Source organism: Mesorhizobium sp. Cs1299R1N1, from assembly GCF_037179655.1.
GTDB classification, from domain to species: domain Bacteria; phylum Pseudomonadota; class Alphaproteobacteria; order Rhizobiales; family Rhizobiaceae; genus Mesorhizobium; species Mesorhizobium salmacidum.
Genome location: NZ_JAPYKR010000003.1, coordinates 159,719 through 181,135, shown reverse-complemented (window position 1 = coordinate 181,135; position 21,417 = coordinate 159,719). Strand labels below are relative to the sequence as shown.

The following is a 21,417-nucleotide window of genomic DNA, read 5'->3' as shown; positions in this document are numbered from 1 at the left end:
TATTGGAACTTGGGTTCCTCTCCCCGCATGAGTGGGTGAGGAACCCAGGTCTTGTCAAGTCGCGCCAGCCTTCCCGTCCGGTCTCAAGCGGCGTAGCGAGCCGCCGGCTTGTCGGCGTGCAGGCTGCCGTAGAATGCCTGCCGGGCGCCGAGGAACGTGTCCAGCTTTCCCGTATCGGCAAGCGCCGGCACGGTGACGGCTTCGCCCAGCGCCAGGCCGACAAGGGCGGCATCGACCATATCGTCGGCGGTCATGACGATCTCCTTCGGAAGGGTATCGATATCGCCGCCGGAAAGCTCCCAGAAATCGGTCCGGGTCGCGCCCGGCAGCACCACCTGAACCCTTACCTCGGTATCAGCGACTTCACGCTGCAGAGCTTCGGTGAAGTTGACGACATAGGCCTTGGTGCCGCTGTAGATGCCGCCGAACGAGGTATCGAAGGCCAGCACCGAGGCGATGTTGACGATCCCGCCACGGTTGCGCGCCAAGAGCCCCGGCAGCGCGGCACGCGTCAGCCGGGTCAGCGCCACGACATTGACCTTGATCATGCGCTCGGCCGCGTCGGCGTCCGCGGTTGCCACCACCGCCTGGCCGCCAAGGCCGGCATTGTTGACCAGCAGCGTCACGGTTTCGTCTGCTGATATCGCCTGCTCGACACGGCGCACATCGTCGTCGTCCGAGAGGTCGGCGCTGATCACGCTGACCTTGCGATCGTAGGCGTAACGCAGCTTTTCGGCGAGCTCCTGCAGCCGGTCGGCACGGCGCGCCACCAGAACCAGATCATAGCCCTGCCCCGCCAGCCGGTCCGCATAGACCGCGCCGATACCCGATGAAGCGCCGGTGACGACCGCCGTGCCCTTGTTTGCCTGTTCGCTCATTGTCCTGTTCCTTCTATCTCGAATGTTGCTTCGACCTGGCCGAGGCATCGTAGGCATCAGCCTCTCGGCCCCCGGCAAGTCGTCTGATTGATTTAGTGGCATATGCCACTTTTACGAAGTAGGCATATGCCACTATCTTGTCAATGAGCGCATCCGGGATTATTTATCAGGCAGCAGCCGGACAGAATGTCGTCGCTGCCAAGGAAACCATCATGTCGAAAGAGGCACCGTCCGGACTGACGCTCTGCAACAATGCCATGCTGCGTCGCGCGACGCGCAAGATTGGCCAGTACTATGACGATGTGCTGGCGCCCTCGGGTCTCAAGGCCACGCAGCAGGGCCTGCTCTACCAGATCCACATCGGCAACGAGCCGGCGATGGGCGCCATAGCGGCTTCCCTGATCATGGACCTGTCGGCGCTCGGCCACACGCTGAAGCCCCTGATCCGGGACGGCTATGTCGAGACCTTCGCCGACCCCGCCGACCGCCGCGTCAAGCGGGTGCGGCTGACGCCGCAAGGCCTCGTCAAGCTCGATGAGGTGATGAAACTGTGGCATGTCGCCCAGCAACGTTTCGAAGCGGTGGTGGGCAAGGATCAGGCGGCAAACCTCCGCGCGGTGCTGGACGACATCAGCGCGCTGGATTTCGACATGCCGCCGGCCGCTTCTTCTGACTGAAGAGCGGCCGGCATCATTTCAATTCCAGGTCTTATTCCGCCGGCATGGCGACCGGTCTGGCAAACATCCGCCCGGCTAGCACGATGCCGAGCCCGATGACCGGGAAGACCGCCGCGATCAGGCCGAGATCGGCCGGCGCGCCGTAGCGCAGCACTGCGCCGCCGACCACGGCGCCCAGCGCCACGCCGAGATAGAGCGCCGAGGCATTGAGCGACAGCACGATCGGGGCCGCGTCGGGTGCGAGCTTGATGATGCGGCTCGCCTGCGCCGGCGGGAAGGCCCAGCCGACGATGCCCCACGGCACCATCATGCCCATCAGCGCCGGTCCGGCGAGGTGATGCGGCAGGAAGGTCGGGATCAGCGAAAAGGTGACGAGCATGGCCGCGCTCAGCGCCAGTGACCAGCCGACAGTGCGCGTCGCGCCGAAACGATCGGCTGCCTGGCCGCCGGCAATGTTGCCGATGACGGCGCCGATACCGAAGGCGAGCAGCATGCCCGGCAGCGCGATAGGCGACAGCCCGGCGCCTTCAATGGCCAGCGGCGCGATGAAGCTGAACACGGTGAAGGCGCCAATGAGGGCAAGCACCGTCGTCACCAGGATCGGCATCACGCCGGGACGCATGGCCGCCGCCAGCCGGCGCTTCAGCGGCAGCCTGGTGCCGATGATGCCGCGCGGCAGCCGGTACCACAGGATGGCGCCGGCGAGCGCGCCAAGGCCGGCAATGGCGTAGAAGGTGCCGCGCCAGCCGGCGATGGCCGCGACCAGTGCGCCAAGCGGCGCGCCGACGGCGACCGCAACCGTGGTGCCGCCGACGACGACGGCGATGGCACGGGCCCGGTGATGGTCATCGACCAGCGCCACCGCCGTGCCTTGCGCGGTTGCCGCGAACAGGCCCGACGACAGCGCCATGATGATGCGTGCGACGAGCAGCACTTCGAAGGATGAGCTCAGGGCGGCGACGACATTGCCGATGACGAAGAACACGAGCGTCCACAGGATGACGCGGCGCCGGTCCCATTCACCGGTCAGCGTTGCCAGGATCGGCGTGCCGATCGCATAGGCGAGCGCGAAGGCGGTGATCAGCGAACCGGCGAGCGGCACCGAGATGCCGGCATCCCTGGCGATGTCGGGCAGGAGGCTGGAGATGACGAAGCCTTCGGTCGAGATCGCAAACGATCCGAGCGCAAGCCAGAAGATTCTCTTGTCCATGGGAAAGCGTCCTTAGTTCAAAAGTTATTGAACAATTGGACATAACAGGCCATCATGTCAATGAGCCAGGGCAAAATAGCTGAACCATGCTGACAGCACTGTGTCAGGACGGTCATGAAGTGGAGAAACCGTGTGTATGAGCTGAGCAGGATCGACGCGTTGAAATCGGCCCGAACTGCGCTTAGGTTCCAGCCATGAGCTTGCCACACCCCAATACGGACCAGATCAGCCTGCCCATCGTGCTCGGCGTGCTCGGCGACCCGACGCGGCTCGCCATCGTGCGCTATCTCGCCAGCAAGGAAGGCGTGCCGCTGAACTGCAGCCGCTTTCTCGACCTCGCCTCCAAGACCAACCTCAGCTACCACCTCGCCAAACTGCGCGAGGCTGGCGTCACACGCGCCGAAGTGGTCGGCACCAACCGCATGATCACGCTCCGCCGCGCCGACCTCGACGCCCGTTTCCCCGGCCTGCTCGACAGCGTCATCGCGGCGGCCGCCGACGACGCCGCCCTGCCGGCGGTAGGTGGTCATGATTTGGAAGTGCCGGTCTGAACTTTTCCTCGCGAAGCGGGGGAGGAACCAAGTCCTGCCGCCCACCCACGGAAGCTCCTCATGCGCATCGCCGTTCTCGCCGACATCCACGGCAATGTTCTCGCCCTCGACGCCGTGCTCGAAGACTTGGCACGGCGCGGCGGCGCTGACCTCACCGTCAATCTCGGCGACAGCGTTTCGGGTCCGCTCTGGCCACGCGAGACGATGGAACGGCTGGAAGCGCTCAAGCTGCCGACGGTGCGTGGCAACCATGACCGCCGCGTCGCCGCCGATCCGGCCGACGAGACCATGTGGGCGTCCGACGTCTATGCGCAGCAGCGATTGACGCCAGCGCAGCGCGATGCACTGTTCGCCCAGCCGTTGACCCTTGAGATCGCGCCTGGCGTCATCGCCTTCCATGCCCGCCCGGATCACGACGAGAAATACCTGCTCGACGCGATCGTCGATGGCCAATTGGTCCGCGCGCCGCTGGCCACGATCCGGCGGCGGCTGAAGGCGCTCGACCCGGCCTGCCGCATCGCGCTCTGCGGCCACAGCCACCGGGCCGAGTTGATCCGCATTCCTGACGGTCCGGTCATCTTCAACCCGGGCAGCATCGGCTGCCCCGCCTATGACGACGACACGCCGCCGGCGCATGTCTCCGAACAGGGCTCGCCGCATGCGCGCTACGGCATCGTCACCTTGGGCGGCGCCGGTCAACCGGATCGGTTCGAGATGATCGCGGTGGACTACGACCACGAGGCGGCGGCACGGCAGGCCGAACAGGCGGGACGCGCGGAATGGGCGCACGGCCTGCGTACCGGCTTCATGCCGGAAGCGGCGCGGCTGTGATCCTGATCCGTAAACCGCACCACCCAGCACTATGGTTTGCCGTCATGGTCAGCCTGAATTTTCCGGCTTTCATGGCCGCGCGCCGTCCCCTATAAAACCGGCCGGGCATGCGGCGCAACCGCCGCGACATGGTGATTTGAGTACGGCGCACGGCCAAATGATGAGGCGCACAGTTACGCTCCGAAAAAGTTTGCAGGCGCTGATTGCCGGTCCGTTGCTGATGGCGGCGTGGCTGGCTGTTGTTCCGGCGCATGCCGAAGAGGCGCCGTTCATCTCCGTCGTCACCGGGCTCGCCCCCGACGACCTGCTCAATATCCGCGCCAAGCCGTCGGCGATCGGCAAGACCGAGGCGCGCCTGGCTGCCGGTGCGAGCGTGAGAAACCTCGGCTGCAACGACATTGACGGCCATCCCTGGTGCAAGATCGAGTCTGACAATCCCAAAGCCAGCGGCTGGGCCCCCGCCCGCTACCTGGTGCCCCTCAATCCGGCGACGGTGCCCGGCCAGGCGGGGGACGCGGTGGCCACCGAAGCCGGCGCGACACCCGATGCACCCGACCTGACCGCCCGGTTGGGTAGCGCGGGCCAGCCGGCCAGCCCCGAAACCATGCCGAAATCCGCGGCGGAGATCGCCATGCAGGATGCCTATGGGCTGGCGCTGGCGGCGAATGGAACCCTGCAAATTCCCTGCGCCCGCTACGTTGGACAGCCCATGGCGCCTTGCGCGGCGAGCGTGGCGCGCAAGGGCACGGATAAGGCCGACGTGACCGTGACCTGGCCCGATGGCGGCAGCCGCGTCATCTCCTTCGCTGCCGGCCTGCCGGCAAGCTCGGACGCCGGCAGCAACTTCCGCTTCACCAGGGAAGGCAACCTCAACCTGATCCGCATCGGCGTGGCGGAGCGGTTCGAGATCACGGATACGGTGGTGCTGGGGGACTAGGCACGCTCCAAAGGTCGGCGCGAGGGAATGAGGCGCTTGTTTGCTTAGCCCTGTGAACCCTTCATTTTCGGGGTTACATCGGGCAAAACTCTTCCCTATAAGGCCCTCCTAGCCTGATACCAGAATCGCGAGCACAACCGGCCGGGTCTTCCCGTCCCGGTTTTTTGTGCAAGCCCGCTGCCGAACGGAATTCACAGACATGCCCAGACGCACCGATATCAAGTCGATCCTGATCATCGGGGCCGGCCCCATCGTCATCGGCCAGGCCTGCGAGTTCGACTATTCCGGCACCCAGGCCTGCAAGGCGCTGAAGGAAGAGGGCTTCCGCGTCATCCTGGTCAATTCCAACCCGGCCACCATCATGACCGACCCGGAACTGGCCGATGCCACCTATATCGAACCGATCACGCCGGAGGTCGTCGCCAAGATCATCGCCAAGGAGCGGCCCGACGCGCTGCTGCCGACCATGGGCGGCCAGACCGCGCTCAACACCGCTTTGTCGCTGCGCCGCATGGGCGTGCTCGAGCGCTACAATGTCGAGATGATCGGCGCCGACGCGCATGCCATCGACAAGGCCGAGGACCGCGCGCTGTTTCGCGAGGCGATGAAGACGATCGGGCTCGAAACGCCGAAGTCGATGCTGGCCAACGCCACCGACGTCAAGAACGCCGATCGCAAGACGCATGAGGCCGAGCGCGCCGCGCTGAAGGCCGAGAAGCCCGACAATCTCGACGCCGAACTCGACGCGCTGGAAACCCGCTGGAACCTCGGCGAAGGCGACCGCAAGCAGCGCTACATCAGCCATGGCATGGCGATCGCCGCCCAGGCGCTCGACCATGTCGGCCTGCCCGCCATCATCCGCCCCTCCTTCACCATGGGCGGCACCGGCGGCGGCATCGCCTATAACAGGGCCGAATTCTACGACATCGTCCAGTCCGGCCTCGACGCCTCGCCGACCACCGAAGTGCTGATCGAGGAAAGCGTGCTCGGCTGGAAGGAGTATGAGATGGAGGTCGTCCGCGACAAGGCGGACAATTGCATCATCGTCTGCTCGATCGAGAACATCGACCCGATGGGCGTGCATACGGGCGATAGCATCACCGTCGCCCCTGCCCTCACCCTTACAGACAAAGAATACCAGATGATGCGCAACGCCTCGATCGCGGTGCTGCGCGAGATCGGCGTCGAGACCGGCGGCTCCAACGTGCAGTTCGCCGTCAACCCCGCCGATGGCCGCCTCGTCGTCATCGAGATGAACCCGCGCGTCTCCCGCTCATCCGCGCTCGCCTCCAAGGCGACCGGTTTCCCGATCGCCAAGATCGCCGCCAAACTCGCCGTCGGCTACACGCTGGACGAACTGGAGAACGACATCACCGGCGGAGCCACGCCCGCCTCGTTCGAACCATCGATCGACTACGTCGTGACGAAAATCCCGCGCTTTGCGTTTGAAAAGTTCCCCGGCGCCGAGCCGGTGCTGACCACCGCCATGAAGTCGGTCGGCGAAGTCATGGCCATCGGCCGCACCTTCCAGGAGTCTTTGCAGAAGGCACTGCGTGGTCTGGAGACCGGCCTCACCGGCCTCGACGAGATCGAGATCCCCGGCCTCGGTCATGCCCTGGGTAACAACCCGGACGACCGCAACGCCATCCGCGCCGCCTTGGGCACCCCGACGCCGGACCGGCTGCGCATGGTGGCGCAGGCAATCCGCATGGGCACGTCGCTGGAAGACGTGCACGCCATGTGCAAGATCGACCCGTGGTTCCTCGAACAGATCGCTGGCATCCTGGCCATGGAAGCCCGCATCCGCGAGCACGGCATCCCCCAGGATGCGGTCAATCTCCGCATGCTGAAGGCCATGGGCTTCTCCGATGCCCGCCTCGCCTCGCTGACGAAGACCGACGCCGAAGTCGTTCAGAAGGTTCGCGAAAAGCTCGACGTTCATCCGGTTTATAAGCGCATCGACACCTGCGCCGCCGAGTTCGCCTCGCCCACCGCCTACATGTACTCGACCTATGAAGTGCCCTTCGCCGGCGCGCTCGCCAACGAGGCCCAGGTGTCGTCGCGCAAGAAGGTCGTCATCCTCGGCGGCGGGCCGAACCGCATCGGCCAGGGCATCGAGTTCGACTATTGCTGCTGCCACGCGGCCTTCGCGCTGCGCGATGCCGGCTATGAAGCGATCATGATCAACTGCAACCCCGAGACGGTGTCGACCGACTACGACACCTCGGACCGGCTCTATTTCGAGCCGCTGACGGCGGAGGACGTGCTGGAGATCCTGCGCGCCGAGCAGGCCTCGGGCGAGCTGGTCGGCGTCATCGTGCAGTTCGGCGGCCAGACGCCGCTGAAGCTGGCGGATGCGCTGGAGAAGGCGGGCATACCAATCCTCGGCACCTCGCCCGACATGATCGATCTGGCCGAAGACCGCGACCGCTTCCAGAAGCTCTTGCACAAGCTCAACCTCAGCCAGCCGAAGAACGGCATCGCCTACTCGGTCGAGCAGGCCCGCCTCGTCGCCGGCGAGCTCGGCTTCCCGCTGGTGGTGCGCCCCTCCTATGTGCTCGGCGGCCGCGCCATGCAGATCATCCATGACGAAGGCATGCTGCAGAGCTACCTGCTCGACACCGTGCCCGGCCTGGTGCCGGAGGACATCAAGCAGAAATACCCCAACGACAAGACCGGCCAGATCAACACGCTGCTGGGCAAGAACCCGCTGCTGTTCGACACCTATCTCTCCGGCGCCATCGAGGTTGATGTCGACTGCCTCTGCGACGGCAAGGCGACCTTCGTCTCCGGCATTCTCGAACACATCGAGGAAGCCGGCATCCATTCGGGCGACTCGGCCTGCTCGTTGCCGGTCCACTCGCTGCCTTCCGAGCTGGTCGACGAGCTGGAACGCCAGACGGCGGCCCTTGCCCGCGCCCTCAATGTCGGCGGGCTGATGAACGTGCAGTACGCGATCAAGGACGGCACGGTCTATGTGCTGGAGGTCAACCCGCGCGCATCACGCACCGTGCCCTTCGTCGCCAAGACAATCGGGCGTCCCATCGCCAAGATCGCCGCCCGCATCATGGCCGGCGAGACGCTGGAAGACGCCTTCTCCCACTACGGCGCCATGCCCGACCCGCGCAACCCCGGCCACATCGCGGTCAAGGAAGCCGTCTTCCCCTTCGCCCGCTTCCCCGGCGTCGACATCCTGCTCGGCCCGGAAATGCGCTCGACCGGCGAGGTCATGGGCCTCGACCGCGATTTTGCCCTCGCCTTCGCCAAGAGCCAGCTCGGCGCCGGCGTCGACCTGCCCCGCTCCGGCACGCTGTTCGTCTCGGTGCGCGACGAGGACAAGAAGGGCATCCTGCCGGCGGTCAAGCGCCTCGCCGGCCTCGGCTTCAAGGTGCTGGCCACCTCAGGCACGCAACGCTTCCTCGCCGAAAACGGCGTCGTGGCGGAAAAGATCAACAAGGTCCTGGAAGGCCGCCCCCACATCGAAGACGCCATCCGCAACCGCCAGGTCCAGATCGTCTTCAACACGACGGATGGTCAGAAGGCAGTGTCGGACTCGAAGTCCCTGCGCCGCGCCACGCTGATGCAGAAGGTGCCGTATTATACGACGCTGTCGGGCGCGGCCGCCGTGGCGGAAGCGATCGCGGCGCTAAAGGCGGGGAGCCTGGAGGTGCGGCCGCTGCAGGAGTATTTTGCTTGAAACCCGTAACTTGCCAGTCAGAGACTTTACTCCCGAAAGGGAGCAATCTGTAGGGCTCACGACCGATTGAAAAGTGCGGAACCTCCATTTACAAAAGCAGTGCCAAGGTCATAACTAAGGTGGGGTTGAATTTGAAGCAACAATTCTAAGGGTGGGGAAAATCGTGTCGGATGCATTTGGTGAAGGGGTGAATGACGGAGTATCTAAATCAATAGCACAATTGGTTGAGAAGACCTTCTTAGGGATAATGCAGAACTCAAAGGAAGGTGTTAGTTTTCTTTCAGCTAGATACTCGGTGGGATTTGAGAAATATATAGCAACAAAACTTCATATATGCTCAAACGTAAAGACTCTAATTTCAACAAATCATCCAGTTTCACTGGAAAAAGCCTACGAGCCGACTAACTTAGTCGGACAAAATAATATAATAGTCGGCATTGACAAATATATCGCTGACTTTGGAAAAAGATCCAAACATTCTGTTATTACAGCCACCTTAGGGGCTGGAAAATCGTTTACGATGAAACATATATATAGCACCTGGGCGAAGGACTCATCGCTAAAGAAGGTGCCTATATTCATAGAGCTTAGATATATAAACTTTCAAGAACAAAATATAGTCTCATATATAACTCAGCAATTAATTCCGTTCAACCACTTTGTAACAGAACGCTCGGTGCAGGCCGCCTTAAAAAGTGGCGCCTTTGCGCTGGTGATGGACGGATTCGATGAAATCGCCACGCGGAACCGGGCGACGGCAGAGAAACAAATATTACGAATAGCGCAGGACTACCCCGAAACCTTTATCGTTTTGTCTTCCAGGCCAGACATAAATCGCTTCCTCGGTTGGAATACATTTTCAGAATACAGCGTCTCTCCTCTCTCTATAGATCAAGTAGAAAGTATGATAGAGAGAATAGACTACGATGTGCAGGACAAGGCATCTTTTCTGAAGATGATAAAAGGTGGGCTTTACAAATCCCATGAGAAACTTTTGTCCAATCCTCTTCTGGCATCGATGATGCTTCTGACGTTTCGTGAGTTTCAGGACATCCCATCTAAGATGCACGTGTTTTACGGCACAGCCTTCGATGTGCTTTTCCGAAAGCATGACACCACAAAAGCGGAGTATCATAGAGAATTTGCTACCGGGCTTGACCTTGATGACTTCAAACGAATTTTCATGACGTTTTGTTTCACGAGCTACGTTGACAAAAAATACAGCTTTGATGAGTCATCCCTAAGGAGGTATTCGGAAAAGGCCATCCAATACGAGGATTCAAATCTAAAATACTTGGATTTCCAGCATGATATCCTAAAGAATATATGCATAATGCACCAGGAAGGGGAAACAATTTCATTCATACATCGATCGTTCCAGGAATATTTTACTGCTCTTTTCTTGTCAAAAAGAAGCATTCCAGAATCATACGAATTTATCGATTTTATTGTGAAAGAGTCTTCTGATGTTAACGAATGTATACAAATGTTCATTGACATCGATAGTGAGGAATTTGAACGGAAGTACCTTATTCAACGTCTGAGCGCCCTTGATGAAGCGATCGATGGCGCCAAGAGTATAAAGGCCATGGCAGAGATACTGGCGCCGTATTATGTTGTAGGCAAGATAGCAGATAGCGACGGCGACGGCGAACAAGAAGAGCCCTACGTCATAGTTCCATGGGCTAGATTTTCGAAGCAAGCACCGGTGATTGAATGCAACTATAAGCTTATTCAACAATTGACTCAGCACTACCAAGTGGATCTATTTAACGTTTATATCCACGGAGATGCAGAGTGGTGGAAAAGTCTTCCGAAGAAGATAATTGATGAATCACGGATTTCGTTGTTAGAATCTACAAAGATATCAGCTTCGCTTGCAAAGAAAGCTGGAATTGTTGGGTACGTAAATAACTTGGCAAAAGTTATAAAGAGACTTATCAAAGAATTGAATGATAAGCACGAGAGAAAGAGGAAGCTACTTTCTAATTCTCTAAAGAAGTAAGAAGAGATTCTTGCCTGTTTCTCCGGAGTTAGTTCGCGAGACCATCGCCGTAGGCGATGGTCTCGCATGGCAAGCTGGCGCTTGGCGTTGCCGAGATGCACGAGATCATCGACAGGGACGGCAAGACCCGACTCTATTGAAGCGAGTGGTCACCCCACCGCCACGCACTCGATCTCGATATCAAACTCCATCGGCCATGACGCCACCGGCACGAAACTGCGCGCCGGCGGGTTCACGTTGAAATACCGGGCATACACCCTGTTTATCGCGTTGTAGAAGCCGGAGTTGACGGCGTAGATGCGCACCATTACCACGTTTTCCAGCGAGGTGCCGGCCGCTTCCAGGCAGTGTTTCAGCGCCTTCAGCGACGCGTCTGTCTGGGTTTCGATGTCGCCGCGCACCATCTCGCCGGTCACCATGTCCACCGGCGGCGTCGCCGAGATGAACACGAAGCCGTTGGCCCTCACCGCCGTCGAACAGGGCAGGCCCAGCGCCCGCACCTTGTCCGACATGACGGGTACTTCGATGACTTCTTTTTTCATGGTGGTGCTCCCTTGTTGGCCAAGCTGGCGCCAAGGCCCCCTCACCCAGCCTCCGCTTCGCTCGGCTGACCTCTCCCCGAGGGGAGAGGAGATTACGAGCGCCAGCGCCAAGCTCTTCTCCCCAGCGGGGAGAAGGTGGACGCGAAGCGGCCGGATGAGGGGGCTTGCGCCGACTCCTGCGGTTATAGGCAGCTTATCCCGACTCGGGCGGAACGCCAGCGCGCTTCTTCCTGCCTTCACCCTTGCCCCGGATAGGGCGTGCCGTCCTTGTGCAGGAACCGCCCGTCCGAACTCGGGCTCATCATGTCGACATCCGAGCAGGTAATCACATCATCGGGATTGCGCGAGCCGACTTCCAGGTAGCGCGCGGTGGCCGACGAGCGGTTGATCATGTGGTGGCCATTGCCGCTATTCTTGGCGAAGGTCGCGCAGTCGCCGGCCTTGAGCAGCGTCTCGCCGCCGTCCTCGACCAGCACCAGTTCGCCCTCCAGCACATAGACGAGCTCGTCCTCGTGGCTGTGCCAGTGGCGCTGGCTCGACCAGCCGCCCGGCGGCAAATTCACCAGGTTGACGCCAAAATCGGTGAGCCCGCCGGCATCGCCAAGGCGGCGGCGGATGCGGTCGGCACAAGGGGCGTCGAAGGGCGGGGGATAGCCGGAGCCCTTGCGGACGGGCACGGATGCGAGGTCGATCTTGGGCATGGGGTGCTCCCGGGTGATGCCGGCAGTCTAGCGCATGGGGCGTGGAGGCACAGGGCCACCTTGCGGGGTGGGGGTTTGTCAGGGGAGTGGCAGGATGGTTGCGGTAGCGCTCTACGGCGCCCCCCTCTGTCCTGCCGGACATCTCCCCCTCAAGTGGGGAGATTGGCTGTCATCGCGGCCTTCGCCAATTTTCAACCATTGCCAGAAAGAGAGCCGGCACCGAAGCTGCCAATCTCCCCACTTGAGGGGGAGATGTCCGGCAGGACAGAGGGGGGCGCCGTAGAGCGCCAGCTGGATCCCCCTAATGCGCCGCGCCGAGCTCCTTTACGTGCTTCTCATGCTCCTTCAGCGTCGGCAGCGTCTTCTTGGCGAATTCCTTCAGCGCGGGGTCGTCGCCGGATTTCGCATAGGTGCTGAACAGGGCGACCGCCTGCTTGTGGGCCTCGGTCTGCATCATGACGTATTTCTGGTCGAACTCCTTGCCGCTGGCGCCTTTCAGCTGGTCCAGCATCTGCTGGTCCTTGGGCTGCAGCGCGGGTCCGGCGGGCTTGATCGAGGCGGTGGTCTGCCCCTTGCTCAGCGCCTGCTTGAAGTCCTCGCCGGCCTTGGTGTGGTCCTTGATCATCTGGCCGGCGAAGGCCTTGACGTCCGCCGAGGCGGATTTCTGTTCGGCCAGCCTGCTCGACTGGATCTCGAATTCATTGGCGCTGGGCACGGTGCCGACAAAGGTCGGGGTGTCGACCTTGCTGTCGGGCAACATGGGCGCGACCGCGTTCGAATTGGTGCCGTTCGTCTGGGCAAGGGCTGCGGGCGCGACGGCGGTCAGCGCGACGGCGGCCACGGTCAGGAGGATTTTCATCTGGGATCTCCGATCGGAATGGTTCCCTCGGGATTCCAAACGTCGCAGGCGAGACGAAGTTGCGCCAGGCCTCTCAGTGGCAGCAGGCGTCGCCATATTGCAGCTGCTCGTTCCAGTTCGGCCGGCCCTCCGGGGTGAAATCCATCAGGTTCCACAGGATCTCGCAGGTGCCGATGGCGCGCGGGTCCTGGCCGGGCTCCGTAGGCGCGAAGCCGAGTTCGGACGACCAGAAATGCCTGATCCCGTCACCGTCGCGGTGGAACACCGACAGCAGCGGGATCTGCGCGCCGTCGGCATCCTCGGCGTTGTAGTCGCGCTTGAAACTGTTGTTGGCCGAAGACACCAGCCGCATGTTGCGCCAGCCGCGATCGCGGCCGAGTGTGACAAGGTTTTCCAGCGCGATCTTGGCCACGACGGCGAAGTTGAAGCCGGCCGCCTCGAGATGGCCGACCGCGCCGTCGAACTGGTCGAGCAGCGCCGTGCAGGACGGGCATGGCTGGTCGGGCCGCGCGAGCTTCGCCGTGCCGCCGCTGGTCGCGACGTCGCGCGTCTCCTGCGGGTGGCGCGGGAACATCATCTGGTAGAGGATCAGCGTGTCCTTGCCGGGCGCGAACAGCTCCGAGAGTTTTATCTTCGCGGTCTTGCCTGACATATCCAGCCCATCGAACACATAGTCCTGCGGCACCAGCCCGCCCGGCGGCAGCGCCCGGCGCGCCTCGGCCACGGCTTCCATGGCGCGGCGCAACTCGATTTCCTTCTTCAGCAGCTTTTCGCGTGCGGTGCGGTATTTGGCGGTTTCGTTGGGAAAGGTGATCATGATCGGCTCCTTCAAGTCGTCGCGCCGGCGTCCCGGCAGGGTGCTCTACGACCCAAGGACGTTTCGCCGTAACCGGTTCCGACATTTTTACGCGCCCGCGACTGCCTCACCCCTTGACCCCGCCGGCGGTCAGGCCGGAGACGATCTTGCGCTGGAAGATCAGCACCAGCACCACCAGCGGCACGGTGACGATCACCGAGGCCGCCATGATGTTGCCCCAGGGGATTTCGAACTGCGAATTGCCGGAGAGCAGCGCGATCGCCACCGGCACGGTCCGCCGCGCATCGTTGGAGGTGAAGGTCAGGGCAAACAGGAACTCGTTCCACGCGCCGATGAAGGCCAGCAGTCCGGTGGTCGCCAGCGCCGGCCACATCAGCGGCAGGAAGATGCGCGTGATGATGATCCACGGCGTCGCGCCGTCGAGGATCGCCGCCTCCTCGACCTCGACCGGCAGGTCGCGGACGAAGGCGGTGAGCACCCAGACGGTGAACGGCAGGGTGAAGATCATGTAGGAGAAGATCAGCGCGAACAGCGAATTGTAGAGGCCGAACATCCGCACCAGTTCGAACAGCCCGGCCAGCACCGCCACCTGCGGGAACATCGAGACCGACAGGATGGCGAACAGCAATGCCGAGCGGCCGCGAAAGCGGATACGCGCCAGCGCGTAGGCGGCGGTGACGCCGAGGAACAGCGAGAGCGCCACCACCGCGCCCGAGACGATCAGCGAATTCAGGAGGTTGTGCACGAACGCGCCTTCGGCCAGCACGTTGCGATAATTGCCGAGGCTGGGCGCCTTCGGCCACAGATCGGCCTGGAAAAGCGCGGTCCCCGATTTCAGGCTGGTGACGATGGCATAGTAGAACGGGAACACCGCGATGAGAACGATCGCCCCGATCAGCAGATAGAAGGCTATGCGCTTCAGGAGCCACATCTCAGCGGCCTCCTTCCAGGCTTATCCGGCCGATGCGGATGGTGAGGATGGTGAGCAAAGCGAGGATGAGGAAGAGCAGGGTCGAGGCGGCCGAGCCATAGGCGAACTTGTCGAACTCGAACAGGTTCTCGCGGGCGAACACCGACATCGATTTGGTGTGCGCGTTGTTGGGCGTCAGCACATAGACCAGGTCGAAGATGCGCAGCGCATCGAGTGCCCGGAAGATCACCGCCACCATCACCGCCGGGCGGATCAGCGGCAAGGTCACCCGCCAGAAGATCTGCCACGGATTGGCGCCGTCGAGCCTGGCGACCTCGATGATCTCGCGCGGCAGCATCTGCAGCGCGGCCAGGATCAGCAGCGCCATGAAGGGCGTCGTCTTCCAGATGTCGACGATCAGCACCGCCGCCATCGCCGTGTCGGCGCTGGCGGTCCAGGCGATCTTGTGGTCGATCAGCCCGAGGTTGATCAGCACGACATTGATGATGCCGAACTGGTCGTTCAGCATCCACTGCCACATCTTGGCCGAGACGATGGTCGGGATCGCCCAGGGGATGAGGATCGCCGCCCTGACGACGCCGCGGCCTCGAAATTCGGCGTTGAGCACCAGGGCGACGACCATGCCGAGGATCGTCTCGCAGGTCACCGAGACAACCGCGAACCGCACGGTGTTCCACACGGCACCCCACCAGACCGGATCGAGAAGCAGCCCGTCGTAGATGACCCGCCCGCTCGGCATGCGCAGCACCGAGACATAATTGGCGAAGCCGACCCATTGGCGGGCGTCGAGATCGGACAGCGAGGCATCGGTGAAGCTGAAATAGACCGTGCGCGCAAGCGGCCAGCCGGCAGCGGCGGCGAGCACCAGAAGCATCGGCGTCAGGAACAGCCATGCCGAGCGCACACGCTGGCGCATCAGCCGCGAGCCTGGGCGCCGGTCGGCGGCCGGTCGCGCGCTCACCAGCCCTTGCCTTTCAGCCGGGTCAGCGTCGCCTCGAGGTCGGCCAGGTTGTCGGCGGCGCTGCCCTCGCCGGACAAGGTCTTGTGGACCGCGTTCCAGAACTGGCTCGACGCCTCGTTGTACTTGTTCCTGGTCACCGCCGAGGGTCGTGGCCCGGCATTGAGGAAGACCTCTTTCCAGTGCGGAATGATCGGCTGTTGCCTGGCGATGTCGGCATCGTCGTAGAGCGCCTGGATGGTCGGCAGGTTGGCGGTCTTGAGCGTGCGGTATTTCTGCATTGCCGGCGAGGCGATGAACTTGACCAGTTCGATCGCCGCATCCGGGTGCCTGGAATATTTCGAGACCGCAAGGTTCCAGCCGCCGAGCGTCGCCGCCGGCCGGGCGCCCTCGCCCGTGCCCGCCGGCAGCGGCGCGACGTCGAACTTGCCCTTGATCGGTGACCCCTGGCTGTTGCCCAGCGCATAGGCATAGGGCCAGTTGCGCATGAAGACCGCATTGCCGGTCTGCCACACGCCGCGCGATTCCTCTTCCTGGTAGGCGAGCACGCCCGGCGGCGCGATGGTGCCGATCCAGGCCTTGGCCATGTCGAGCGCGGCCGCCGCCCGGGCGTTGTTGATGGAGATGGCGCCATCCGGCTCGACGATATGGCCACCGCCGTTCGACACCACCCATTCGAACGCGTCGCAGGTCAGCCCCTCATAGGCATTGCCCTGGAAGACGAAGCCCCAGATATCCCTGTTGCCCGAGGCCCGCTCCTTGTCCATCACCAGACGGGCTGTGTCGCTCAGCTCCTTCCAGGTGGCCGGCACCTTGGCGCCGTATTTGTCGAGCAGATCCTTGCGGTAGTAGAGCGCCGGCGCATCGGTGAAGATCGGCAGCGCCACCAGCCTGCCGTCGACGGTCTGCGACTGGATGATCGACGGGAAATGCTTGGCCACGACATCCCTGGTCGCCTCGGTCAGGTCGACGAACTGGCTGGCGAGCTGCGGCGCCCAGATGACGTCGGTCTGGTAGACGTCGACATCGCTGTTGCCCGCAGCGAGCCACAGCCTGTACTGGCCGAACTGGTCGGTCCCGGACGACGGCATGGCGACGATGGTGACCTTGTTGCCGCTCTCTTTCTCATAGCGGTCGAGGATCTCGCGCAGCATCTTGATGCCGTTGCCGGTGTCGCCCGACACGATCGACAGCTCGACCGCGCGCGCCGAACCTGTCGCGAGAACGGCAGCGACGCTCAACGCCAGCAATGCGTGGAAAACCTTCATCGGTGGATCTCCCTTGGCAGCCGGCGGCGCACAGCGCCGGCAGCCGGTCAGACCCCACCATTCATTGAATGCGGAGCAGCGCTTTGGGTTCCCGAACAGGCCATCCCCGGTGGCGATGACGGCACCGATCAGCGTCGCTGGTCAGCCTTCCCAGGCGACGGGCCTCATGCCCAGCCGCTCGTAGAGCCGCACGGCGGCGGTGTTCTCGAGCGTATTGGTCTTGAGGTCGACATGGGCGGCACCCCGGTCGCGAAAAATGGCGAATGCGTGCCACATCAGCGCCTCGCCGACCCCTCTGCCGCGCGCCTCGGGATGAACGGCCAAGTCCTTGACGAACGCCGAGGTCCAGCACAGTGCAGCAGCCGCCAGCCGGCCCTTGGCATCGATGACGAGGAAACACAACGCCGGGTCGAATTCGGGGTCTTCGGAAATGCGCGGCCACCATTCGTCGAAGGGGCCGTCGGTGCCATCGTCGAACACTTCGCCCAGCAACGCATGCAGGGGCAGAGCGTCGCCATGTCCGAAGCAGCGCATGGCAAAGCCGTCCGGCCAGTGCGGCGCAACCAGCGTCTCATCCAGGATTTTGCGCAGCCGGATGTCGTTTGGAGCCGGCGGGCGCGGTTCGGGCATCGCGCTCAGGCGTCGGGCTGAAGACGCCCGCGCCTGCGGTCGACACCGAGGCCGGTCGCCTCGAGCAGGCCCTTGCGCTTGGCGTCGAAATAATAGCCGGTCTGGTAGAGCCAGTCGGCCTTCTTGGCGTTGCCATTCGACACCAGCCAGGCGCCGCGCAGATATTTGACCGCGTATTTGAGGTTGGTCTCGGCGTCGAACAGGCCCTTGGCCGGCCCGTCATAGCCCATGCCGCGCGCCGTCGCATGCTTGATCTGCATCAGCCCCCAATGGCCGTTATTGTAGGCCTTGGGATTGAAGGTGCTTTCGCGGTTGACGACATGGCGCACCAGATCCACCGGCACCTGGTAGAAGGCCGCGTATTTGACGATCAGCCGGTCGACGTCGCCGCGCATGCCGGTCGCATGTTGCTCCGGCTCGACGGGCGCCGACGGGAACTGCACCAGCGCGGCCGGGTTCTGCGGCACGACATAGGCCACCTGCTGCACGCCGGGCAGTTTCTGACCGCCCTTGGCAACCGCCGGCATGACAAGCCCGGCGGTCGTGTAGGTCCCGGCCGCCTCGATCGGCTGGCCAGCCTTGGAAGGCGGCGGCGCCTGCCAGGCACTGGCGGCCATCACCGCGGGCATAGCCGGCGAGGTTGGGGTCGCCCCGGCAAAGGCGGCGGTCGCCGCGGCCGGCCGGACGGCCGGATCGAGTGCGGGCGTAGCCGGGCTCGGGGTCAACTCAGCGGTCTGAACCGGTGTGATTCCGGAGGATTGCGGCAGCACCGAAACCGTGTCCGGCAGCGGCACGGTGAAGCCGGCATCGTTGCCTGCCGTGGTCGCGGTTTCGGTTAGGGACGGCGCGGCCTTCATCTGCGAGGTCGAGGTGCAGCCGCTCATGCCGGCTGCCGCCACGATCACGCCGATGGCGATAAGGGTTTGTTTTGCTGGCAAGCCGCGCTCGGAGTCCGGTTTGTCGGGTTATTAAGATTTCCCTTACACCAGCGATTCTTGGGTAGCAATCGGGGCCATCTGGTGGTTTTCGGGTGGCGAGACGCAGGCAGCGATGCCATATTGTTCCTGATATGTACCGGCGGGAATCCCGGATTCCGCCGCTTTGTGGAAAGGAGCTCAGCATGAAAACGGCATCTTCGATCACGGCTGGCCACGCAGTGTTAGAAACAGTGATCGGTTTCATGGGCATCGCCTGGAGCGAAAAGGGCCTGATCCGGCTCTGCCTGCCCGAACGCAGCCGCGAAGCGGTGGAGCGGCGGCTGATGCGCCACCCCGGCGTTTCCGCCTCCACTGCCCAGCCGTCATGGGTGGTCGAGCTGATCGCCTCGATCAAGGCTTATGCCGCGGGCGAGGACGTCGATTTCACCGGCTTTCCCGTCGATCTCGACGGCATCGACGACTTCCGCCTCGCCGTCTACGACGCGGCACGAAAACTCAGCTATGGCGAAACCACCACCTATGGCGAACTCGCCAAGCGCGCCGGCCATGCCGGCCTGCCACGCGAAACCGGTGCGGCCCTTGGCGCCAATCCGGTGCCGCTGGTCATCCCGTGCCACCGCATCCTGGCCGCCGGCGGCAAGATCGGCGGCTTCTCGGCGCCCGGCGGCTCGGTCACCAAGGAAAAGATGCTGGCCATGGAAGGCGTGCGCGTCGGCCCGCCGCCGCCGGCGCAGGTGTCCTTCGGGTTTTGAGAGCAGTAACCGCTTCCGGCACGGGAAGCGCCAAAAGTCGCTGTTTGCAGGCCGGCATCCACCTGAATATCGATACACCCCTAATGGCGCCGGATGAACCGGTGCCTGAAACGCTCATTGTCCGGCCGCTTGCAGATATAGACCGGGCAGGACTTGGTGTCGGCGCTCGGCACGTAGGCACGCGTCCTCACGTCGCCCATGGTGCAGAACTGCTGGCTCAGGACATAGCGGTCGTAGAGCGGCAGCCCCGGTACCCGCGTCGACTGATAACGCAGGATGACCGCACCTTGGCGCGCGATCGTCGACTGGACCTTGCCGCAGCTCAGACGCGTCGGGTCGTAGCGCGAGATCGCCTGCGCCTGGGCGGCCACCAGCGTGAGGCAGGCGGCAAGCAGGATGGTTTTCATGGTCCCTCCCCTCGATCCGCCGCCCGGGGACGGCGCGATCTTGCGCCACGGTTTCACCAGATTGGGGCGGCCGTTGGGCGGCCCCGATCACGGCTTTTTCACGCAGTCTTGTTTTTTGTGCGAAAGCAGCCTATATCAGCCCCATTGATATTTCGGCCGATCGATCCGGGCCTCGCGATCTTCGCGTTTGCTGACGTCTATCTCCAAAATCTCGATGCACACCGGCTGGACTTCGGTCTGGTCATACCAAAGCAAATGTGAAGGACTATTTATATGGCAACTGGAACGGTCAAGTGGTTCAATGCCACCAAGGGTTTCGGCTTCATCCAGCCTGACAGCGGCGGCGCGGACGTTTTCGTCCACATCTCGGCTGTCGAGCGCGCTGGACTGTCGACCCTGGTCGAAGGCCAGAAGATCAACTTCGAGATCGAGCAGGACCGCCGCACTGGCAAGTCGTCCGCTGGTTCTCTGAGCAAGGCAGCCTGATTTTGAAAATGGCGCGCGCCGGACGAGAGTTCGGGGCGCGCGGCAAGTCACGGATGTACTGACGGTCGCGCGAGAAGCGCGCCGGAGTGAAAAGACCCGACAAGCTGGAACAGCAGATAGCTGCCAGCCCGGACCGGACGCTCCCGATCAGGCTACCGAAATGGGAAGGCGGGATTCATCCCGCCTTTTTATTTGTCTGGATTTTGGATGCCAGATCGCGCCCAACGGCGCGGGCGGTGGTATAGGCCCAATGGTGGTACCTTTCCGTCATGACGAAGCTCGAACAAATCGAAAAATCCATCACCGAGTTGAGCCCGGAAGAACTGAAGGCGTTTGCCGCCTGGTTTGAGGCGCTGCGGGCCGCTCAATGGGACAAGCAGATTGAAGCTGATGCCAAGGCAGGCCGGCTGGACAAGCTTGCCGCACAAGCTTTGGCCGATCATCGCGCCGGTCGGACCAGGCCCCATTGAATCACTTTGCCGCTCCCTTTTTCTGGGAGGCACATGGCAAATTATCCTCGGCAATTCAGGCGAAGGCAGACACCAGCTTTGCCAAACTCCGCGCCGATCCATTTTACCCATCGCTGCATTTCAAACAGGTCGGCCGTTACTGGTCGGCGCGAATTGATCTCAACACCGCGCAGTCGCTATCCGCGACCAGGACGACTTCGTCTGGTTCCGGATCGGCACCCACGCCGAATATGACCGCCTTCTCAAGTAGTTGAGGGTACCCTCTCGATCGGCACATGCCCCAGGTCCGCCTCCACGCGGCTGAGCCAGGCGGCCACCGCGGGATAGGCGTCGAGCTGGAAGCCGCCCTGCTCCGCCGTGTGCGTGTAGGCATAAAGCGCGATGTCGGCGATGCTGAACGCACCGGCGAAGAAGTCGTTGTTTTCGAGATATGTGTTCATGACGCCAAGCGCCTTGTTACCGCGCTCCAGCGTCACCGCCAGCCGCTCGGGCGTGGCATCGGCGGCGCGTTCGGGAAAGGTCAGCAGCGCCTTGCGCACCGCGATATAGGGCTCGTGGCTGTACTGCTCGAAGAACAGCCATTGATAGGCGAGCCCACGCTCGTATTTGTCAGCCGGCAGCAAGCGCGTGCCTTCGGCGAGATAGAGCAGGATGGCGTTGGATTCGGCCAGCCGCCGGCCATCGTCCAGCTCCAGCAGCGGCACCATGGCGTTCGGGTTCTTGGCGACGAAATCGGCTTTGCGCGTATCGCCGGTATGGGAACTCACCTCGACAGTGGTGAAGGCGAGGCCGAGCTTGGCCATCAGCAGCCGCGGCTTATAGCAATTGCCGCTGTCGATCATGCTGTAGAGTATCATTGCCGTTCCCCGGAG

The 21,417-nt window shown here is 62.7% G+C and carries 22 protein-coding genes; 9 read left to right on the top strand and 13 right to left on the bottom strand.

The annotated features are described in order from the left end of the window. Positions 1-83: 83 nt before the first annotated feature. A complete protein-coding gene (locus tag O7A70_RS07710; RefSeq protein WP_337139841.1) occupies positions 84-878 on the bottom strand; it encodes an SDR family NAD(P)-dependent oxidoreductase in 795 nt (264 codons plus the stop codon). Positions 879-1,090: 212 nt separating this feature from the next. Between O7A70_RS07710 and O7A70_RS07705 the strand changes: the two genes are divergently transcribed. Further along, positions 1,091-1,555 carry a MarR family winged helix-turn-helix transcriptional regulator gene (locus tag O7A70_RS07705; RefSeq protein WP_337139840.1) on the top strand — a complete coding sequence of 155 codons (465 nt, stop codon included), beginning with the start codon at positions 1,091-1,093 and terminating at the stop codon, positions 1,553-1,555. Positions 1,556-1,586: 31 nt separating this feature from the next. On the opposite strand, the gene O7A70_RS07700 is transcribed toward O7A70_RS07705, so the two are convergent. Beyond that, on the bottom strand, positions 1,587-2,765 hold the full coding sequence (locus O7A70_RS07700; protein WP_337139839.1) for an MFS transporter: 1,179 nt from the start codon (positions 2,763-2,765) through the stop codon (positions 1,587-1,589). A 194-nt stretch (positions 2,766-2,959) separates the two neighbouring features. Here O7A70_RS07700 and O7A70_RS07695 point away from each other — a divergent pair, with 194 nt between their 5' ends. The 5 genes from O7A70_RS07695 (at position 2,960) to O7A70_RS07675 (ending at position 10,786) form a co-directional block, all read left to right on the top strand. Then, positions 2,960-3,316 carry an ArsR/SmtB family transcription factor gene (locus tag O7A70_RS07695; RefSeq protein ID WP_027143252.1) on the top strand — a complete coding sequence of 119 codons (357 nt, stop codon included), beginning with the start codon at positions 2,960-2,962 and terminating at the stop codon, positions 3,314-3,316. 60 nt (positions 3,317-3,376) lie between these two features. Continuing rightward, complete coding sequence (locus O7A70_RS07690; RefSeq protein ID WP_337139838.1) at positions 3,377-4,147, top strand: metallophosphoesterase family protein; 771 nt, start codon at positions 3,377-3,379, stop codon at positions 4,145-4,147. Between the two features lie 157 nt (positions 4,148-4,304). Then, positions 4,305-5,084, top strand: coding sequence for an SH3 domain-containing protein (locus O7A70_RS07685; protein ID WP_337139837.1), 780 nt, complete (start codon positions 4,305-4,307; stop codon positions 5,082-5,084). Between the two features lie 199 nt (positions 5,085-5,283). Next, positions 5,284-8,781: a carbamoyl-phosphate synthase large subunit gene (gene carB / locus O7A70_RS07680; protein WP_337139836.1), complete on the top strand. Its 3,498-nt coding sequence runs from the start codon at positions 5,284-5,286 to the stop codon at positions 8,779-8,781. A gap of 163 nt (positions 8,782-8,944) precedes the next feature. After that, positions 8,945-10,786 (top strand): NACHT domain-containing protein, encoded by a 1,842-nt coding sequence (locus O7A70_RS07675; protein ID WP_337139835.1) that lies wholly within the window; start codon positions 8,945-8,947, stop codon positions 10,784-10,786. A 149-nt stretch (positions 10,787-10,935) separates the two neighbouring features. Here the strand turns inward: O7A70_RS07675 and O7A70_RS07670 are convergent, their stop codons facing one another. The 9 genes from O7A70_RS07670 to O7A70_RS07630 form a co-directional block, all read right to left on the bottom strand. Then, entirely contained in the window at positions 10,936-11,328 is a 393-nt protein-coding gene (locus tag O7A70_RS07670; RefSeq protein ID WP_337139834.1) for a RidA family protein, read from the bottom strand. 236 nt (positions 11,329-11,564) lie between these two features. Next, positions 11,565-12,029, bottom strand: coding sequence for a cupin domain-containing protein (locus O7A70_RS07665; RefSeq protein ID WP_337139833.1), 465 nt, complete (start codon positions 12,027-12,029; stop codon positions 11,565-11,567). Between the two features lie 301 nt (positions 12,030-12,330). After that, complete coding sequence (locus O7A70_RS07660) at positions 12,331-12,888, bottom strand: DUF4142 domain-containing protein (protein ID WP_337139832.1); 558 nt, start codon at positions 12,886-12,888, stop codon at positions 12,331-12,333. Positions 12,889-12,961: 73 nt separating this feature from the next. After that, entirely contained in the window at positions 12,962-13,705 is a 744-nt protein-coding gene (locus tag O7A70_RS07655) for a DUF899 family protein (protein ID WP_337139831.1), read from the bottom strand. Positions 13,706-13,811: 106 nt separating this feature from the next. Then, positions 13,812-14,636, bottom strand: a complete 825-nt coding sequence (locus O7A70_RS07650; RefSeq protein WP_337139830.1) for a carbohydrate ABC transporter permease — start codon at positions 14,634-14,636, stop codon at positions 13,812-13,814. Between the two features lies 1 nt (position 14,637). Then, the gene (locus O7A70_RS07645) at positions 14,638-15,552 is read right to left on the bottom strand and encodes a carbohydrate ABC transporter permease (RefSeq protein WP_337140207.1); all 915 of its coding nucleotides are present in this window, start codon (positions 15,550-15,552) and stop codon (positions 14,638-14,640) included. Between the two features lie 41 nt (positions 15,553-15,593). Beyond that, entirely contained in the window at positions 15,594-16,862 is a 1,269-nt protein-coding gene (locus O7A70_RS07640; RefSeq protein ID WP_337139829.1) for an ABC transporter substrate-binding protein, read from the bottom strand. Between the two features lie 141 nt (positions 16,863-17,003). Then, a complete protein-coding gene (locus O7A70_RS07635; protein WP_337139828.1) occupies positions 17,004-17,492 on the bottom strand; it encodes a GNAT family N-acetyltransferase in 489 nt (162 codons plus the stop codon). A gap of 5 nt (positions 17,493-17,497) precedes the next feature. Next, positions 17,498-18,430, bottom strand: a complete 933-nt coding sequence (locus tag O7A70_RS07630; RefSeq protein WP_337139827.1) for a lytic transglycosylase domain-containing protein — start codon at positions 18,428-18,430, stop codon at positions 17,498-17,500. Between the two features lie 182 nt (positions 18,431-18,612). On the opposite strand from O7A70_RS07630, the gene O7A70_RS07625 reads away from it, so the two are divergent. Then, on the top strand, positions 18,613-19,182 hold the full coding sequence (locus O7A70_RS07625) for a methylated-DNA--[protein]-cysteine S-methyltransferase (protein WP_337139826.1): 570 nt from the start codon (positions 18,613-18,615) through the stop codon (positions 19,180-19,182). Positions 19,183-19,262: 80 nt separating this feature from the next. Here O7A70_RS07625 and O7A70_RS07620 read toward each other — a convergent pair whose 3' ends face one another. After that, positions 19,263-19,589 (bottom strand): hypothetical protein, encoded by a 327-nt coding sequence (locus tag O7A70_RS07620; RefSeq protein WP_337139825.1) that lies wholly within the window; start codon positions 19,587-19,589, stop codon positions 19,263-19,265. Between the two features lie 273 nt (positions 19,590-19,862). Here O7A70_RS07620 and O7A70_RS07615 point away from each other — a divergent pair, with 273 nt between their 5' ends. Together O7A70_RS07615 and O7A70_RS07610 are read left to right on the top strand one after the other, a co-directional pair. Next, positions 19,863-20,075, top strand: coding sequence for a cold-shock protein (locus O7A70_RS07615; protein WP_015316174.1), 213 nt, complete (start codon positions 19,863-19,865; stop codon positions 20,073-20,075). A gap of 269 nt (positions 20,076-20,344) precedes the next feature. Then, entirely contained in the window at positions 20,345-20,545 is a 201-nt protein-coding gene (locus tag O7A70_RS07610) for a hypothetical protein (protein WP_337139824.1), read from the top strand. Positions 20,546-20,787: 242 nt separating this feature from the next. On the opposite strand, the gene O7A70_RS07605 is transcribed toward O7A70_RS07610, so the two are convergent. Next, positions 20,788-21,402, bottom strand: coding sequence for a glutathione S-transferase family protein (locus O7A70_RS07605; RefSeq protein ID WP_337139823.1), 615 nt, complete (start codon positions 21,400-21,402; stop codon positions 20,788-20,790). Positions 21,403-21,417: the final 15 nt, after the last annotated feature.

Excerpts from the sequence above, each read along its gene's own strand:
- O7A70_RS07670 (WP_337139834.1), bottom strand. The coding sequence starts at position 11,328 with ATGAAAAAAGAAGTCATCGAAGTACCCGTCATGTCGGACAAGGTGCGG.
- O7A70_RS07705 (WP_337139840.1), top strand. The coding sequence starts at position 1,091 with ATGTCGAAAGAGGCACCGTCCGGACTGACGCTCTGCAACAATGCCATG.
- O7A70_RS07655 (WP_337139831.1), bottom strand. The coding sequence starts at position 13,705 with ATGATCACCTTTCCCAACGAAACCGCCAAATACCGCACCGCACGCGAA.
- carB (WP_337139836.1), top strand. The coding sequence starts at position 5,284 with ATGCCCAGACGCACCGATATCAAGTCGATCCTGATCATCGGGGCCGGC.
- O7A70_RS07690 (WP_337139838.1), top strand. The coding sequence starts at position 3,377 with ATGCGCATCGCCGTTCTCGCCGACATCCACGGCAATGTTCTCGCCCTC.
- O7A70_RS07700 (WP_337139839.1), bottom strand. The coding sequence starts at position 2,765 with ATGGACAAGAGAATCTTCTGGCTTGCGCTCGGATCGTTTGCGATCTCG.
- O7A70_RS07695 (WP_027143252.1), top strand. The coding sequence starts at position 2,960 with ATGAGCTTGCCACACCCCAATACGGACCAGATCAGCCTGCCCATCGTG.
- O7A70_RS07710 (WP_337139841.1), bottom strand. The coding sequence starts at position 878 with ATGAGCGAACAGGCAAACAAGGGCACGGCGGTCGTCACCGGCGCTTCA.
- O7A70_RS07605 (WP_337139823.1), bottom strand. The coding sequence starts at position 21,402 with ATGATACTCTACAGCATGATCGACAGCGGCAATTGCTATAAGCCGCGG.
- O7A70_RS07610 (WP_337139824.1), top strand. The coding sequence starts at position 20,345 with ATGACGAAGCTCGAACAAATCGAAAAATCCATCACCGAGTTGAGCCCG.
- O7A70_RS07665 (WP_337139833.1), bottom strand. The coding sequence starts at position 12,029 with ATGCCCAAGATCGACCTCGCATCCGTGCCCGTCCGCAAGGGCTCCGGC.
- O7A70_RS07660 (WP_337139832.1), bottom strand. The coding sequence starts at position 12,888 with ATGAAAATCCTCCTGACCGTGGCCGCCGTCGCGCTGACCGCCGTCGCG.
- O7A70_RS07635 (WP_337139828.1), bottom strand. The coding sequence starts at position 17,492 with ATGCCCGAACCGCGCCCGCCGGCTCCAAACGACATCCGGCTGCGCAAA.
- O7A70_RS07645 (WP_337140207.1), bottom strand. The coding sequence starts at position 15,552 with ATGCGCCAGCGTGTGCGCTCGGCATGGCTGTTCCTGACGCCGATGCTT.
- O7A70_RS07620 (WP_337139825.1), bottom strand. The coding sequence starts at position 19,589 with ATGAAAACCATCCTGCTTGCCGCCTGCCTCACGCTGGTGGCCGCCCAG.
- O7A70_RS07615 (WP_015316174.1), top strand. The coding sequence starts at position 19,863 with ATGGCAACTGGAACGGTCAAGTGGTTCAATGCCACCAAGGGTTTCGGC.
- O7A70_RS07625 (WP_337139826.1), top strand. The coding sequence starts at position 18,613 with ATGAAAACGGCATCTTCGATCACGGCTGGCCACGCAGTGTTAGAAACA.
- O7A70_RS07685 (WP_337139837.1), top strand. The coding sequence starts at position 4,305 with ATGATGAGGCGCACAGTTACGCTCCGAAAAAGTTTGCAGGCGCTGATT.
- O7A70_RS07640 (WP_337139829.1), bottom strand. The coding sequence starts at position 16,862 with ATGAAGGTTTTCCACGCATTGCTGGCGTTGAGCGTCGCTGCCGTTCTC.
- O7A70_RS07650 (WP_337139830.1), bottom strand. The coding sequence starts at position 14,636 with ATGTGGCTCCTGAAGCGCATAGCCTTCTATCTGCTGATCGGGGCGATC.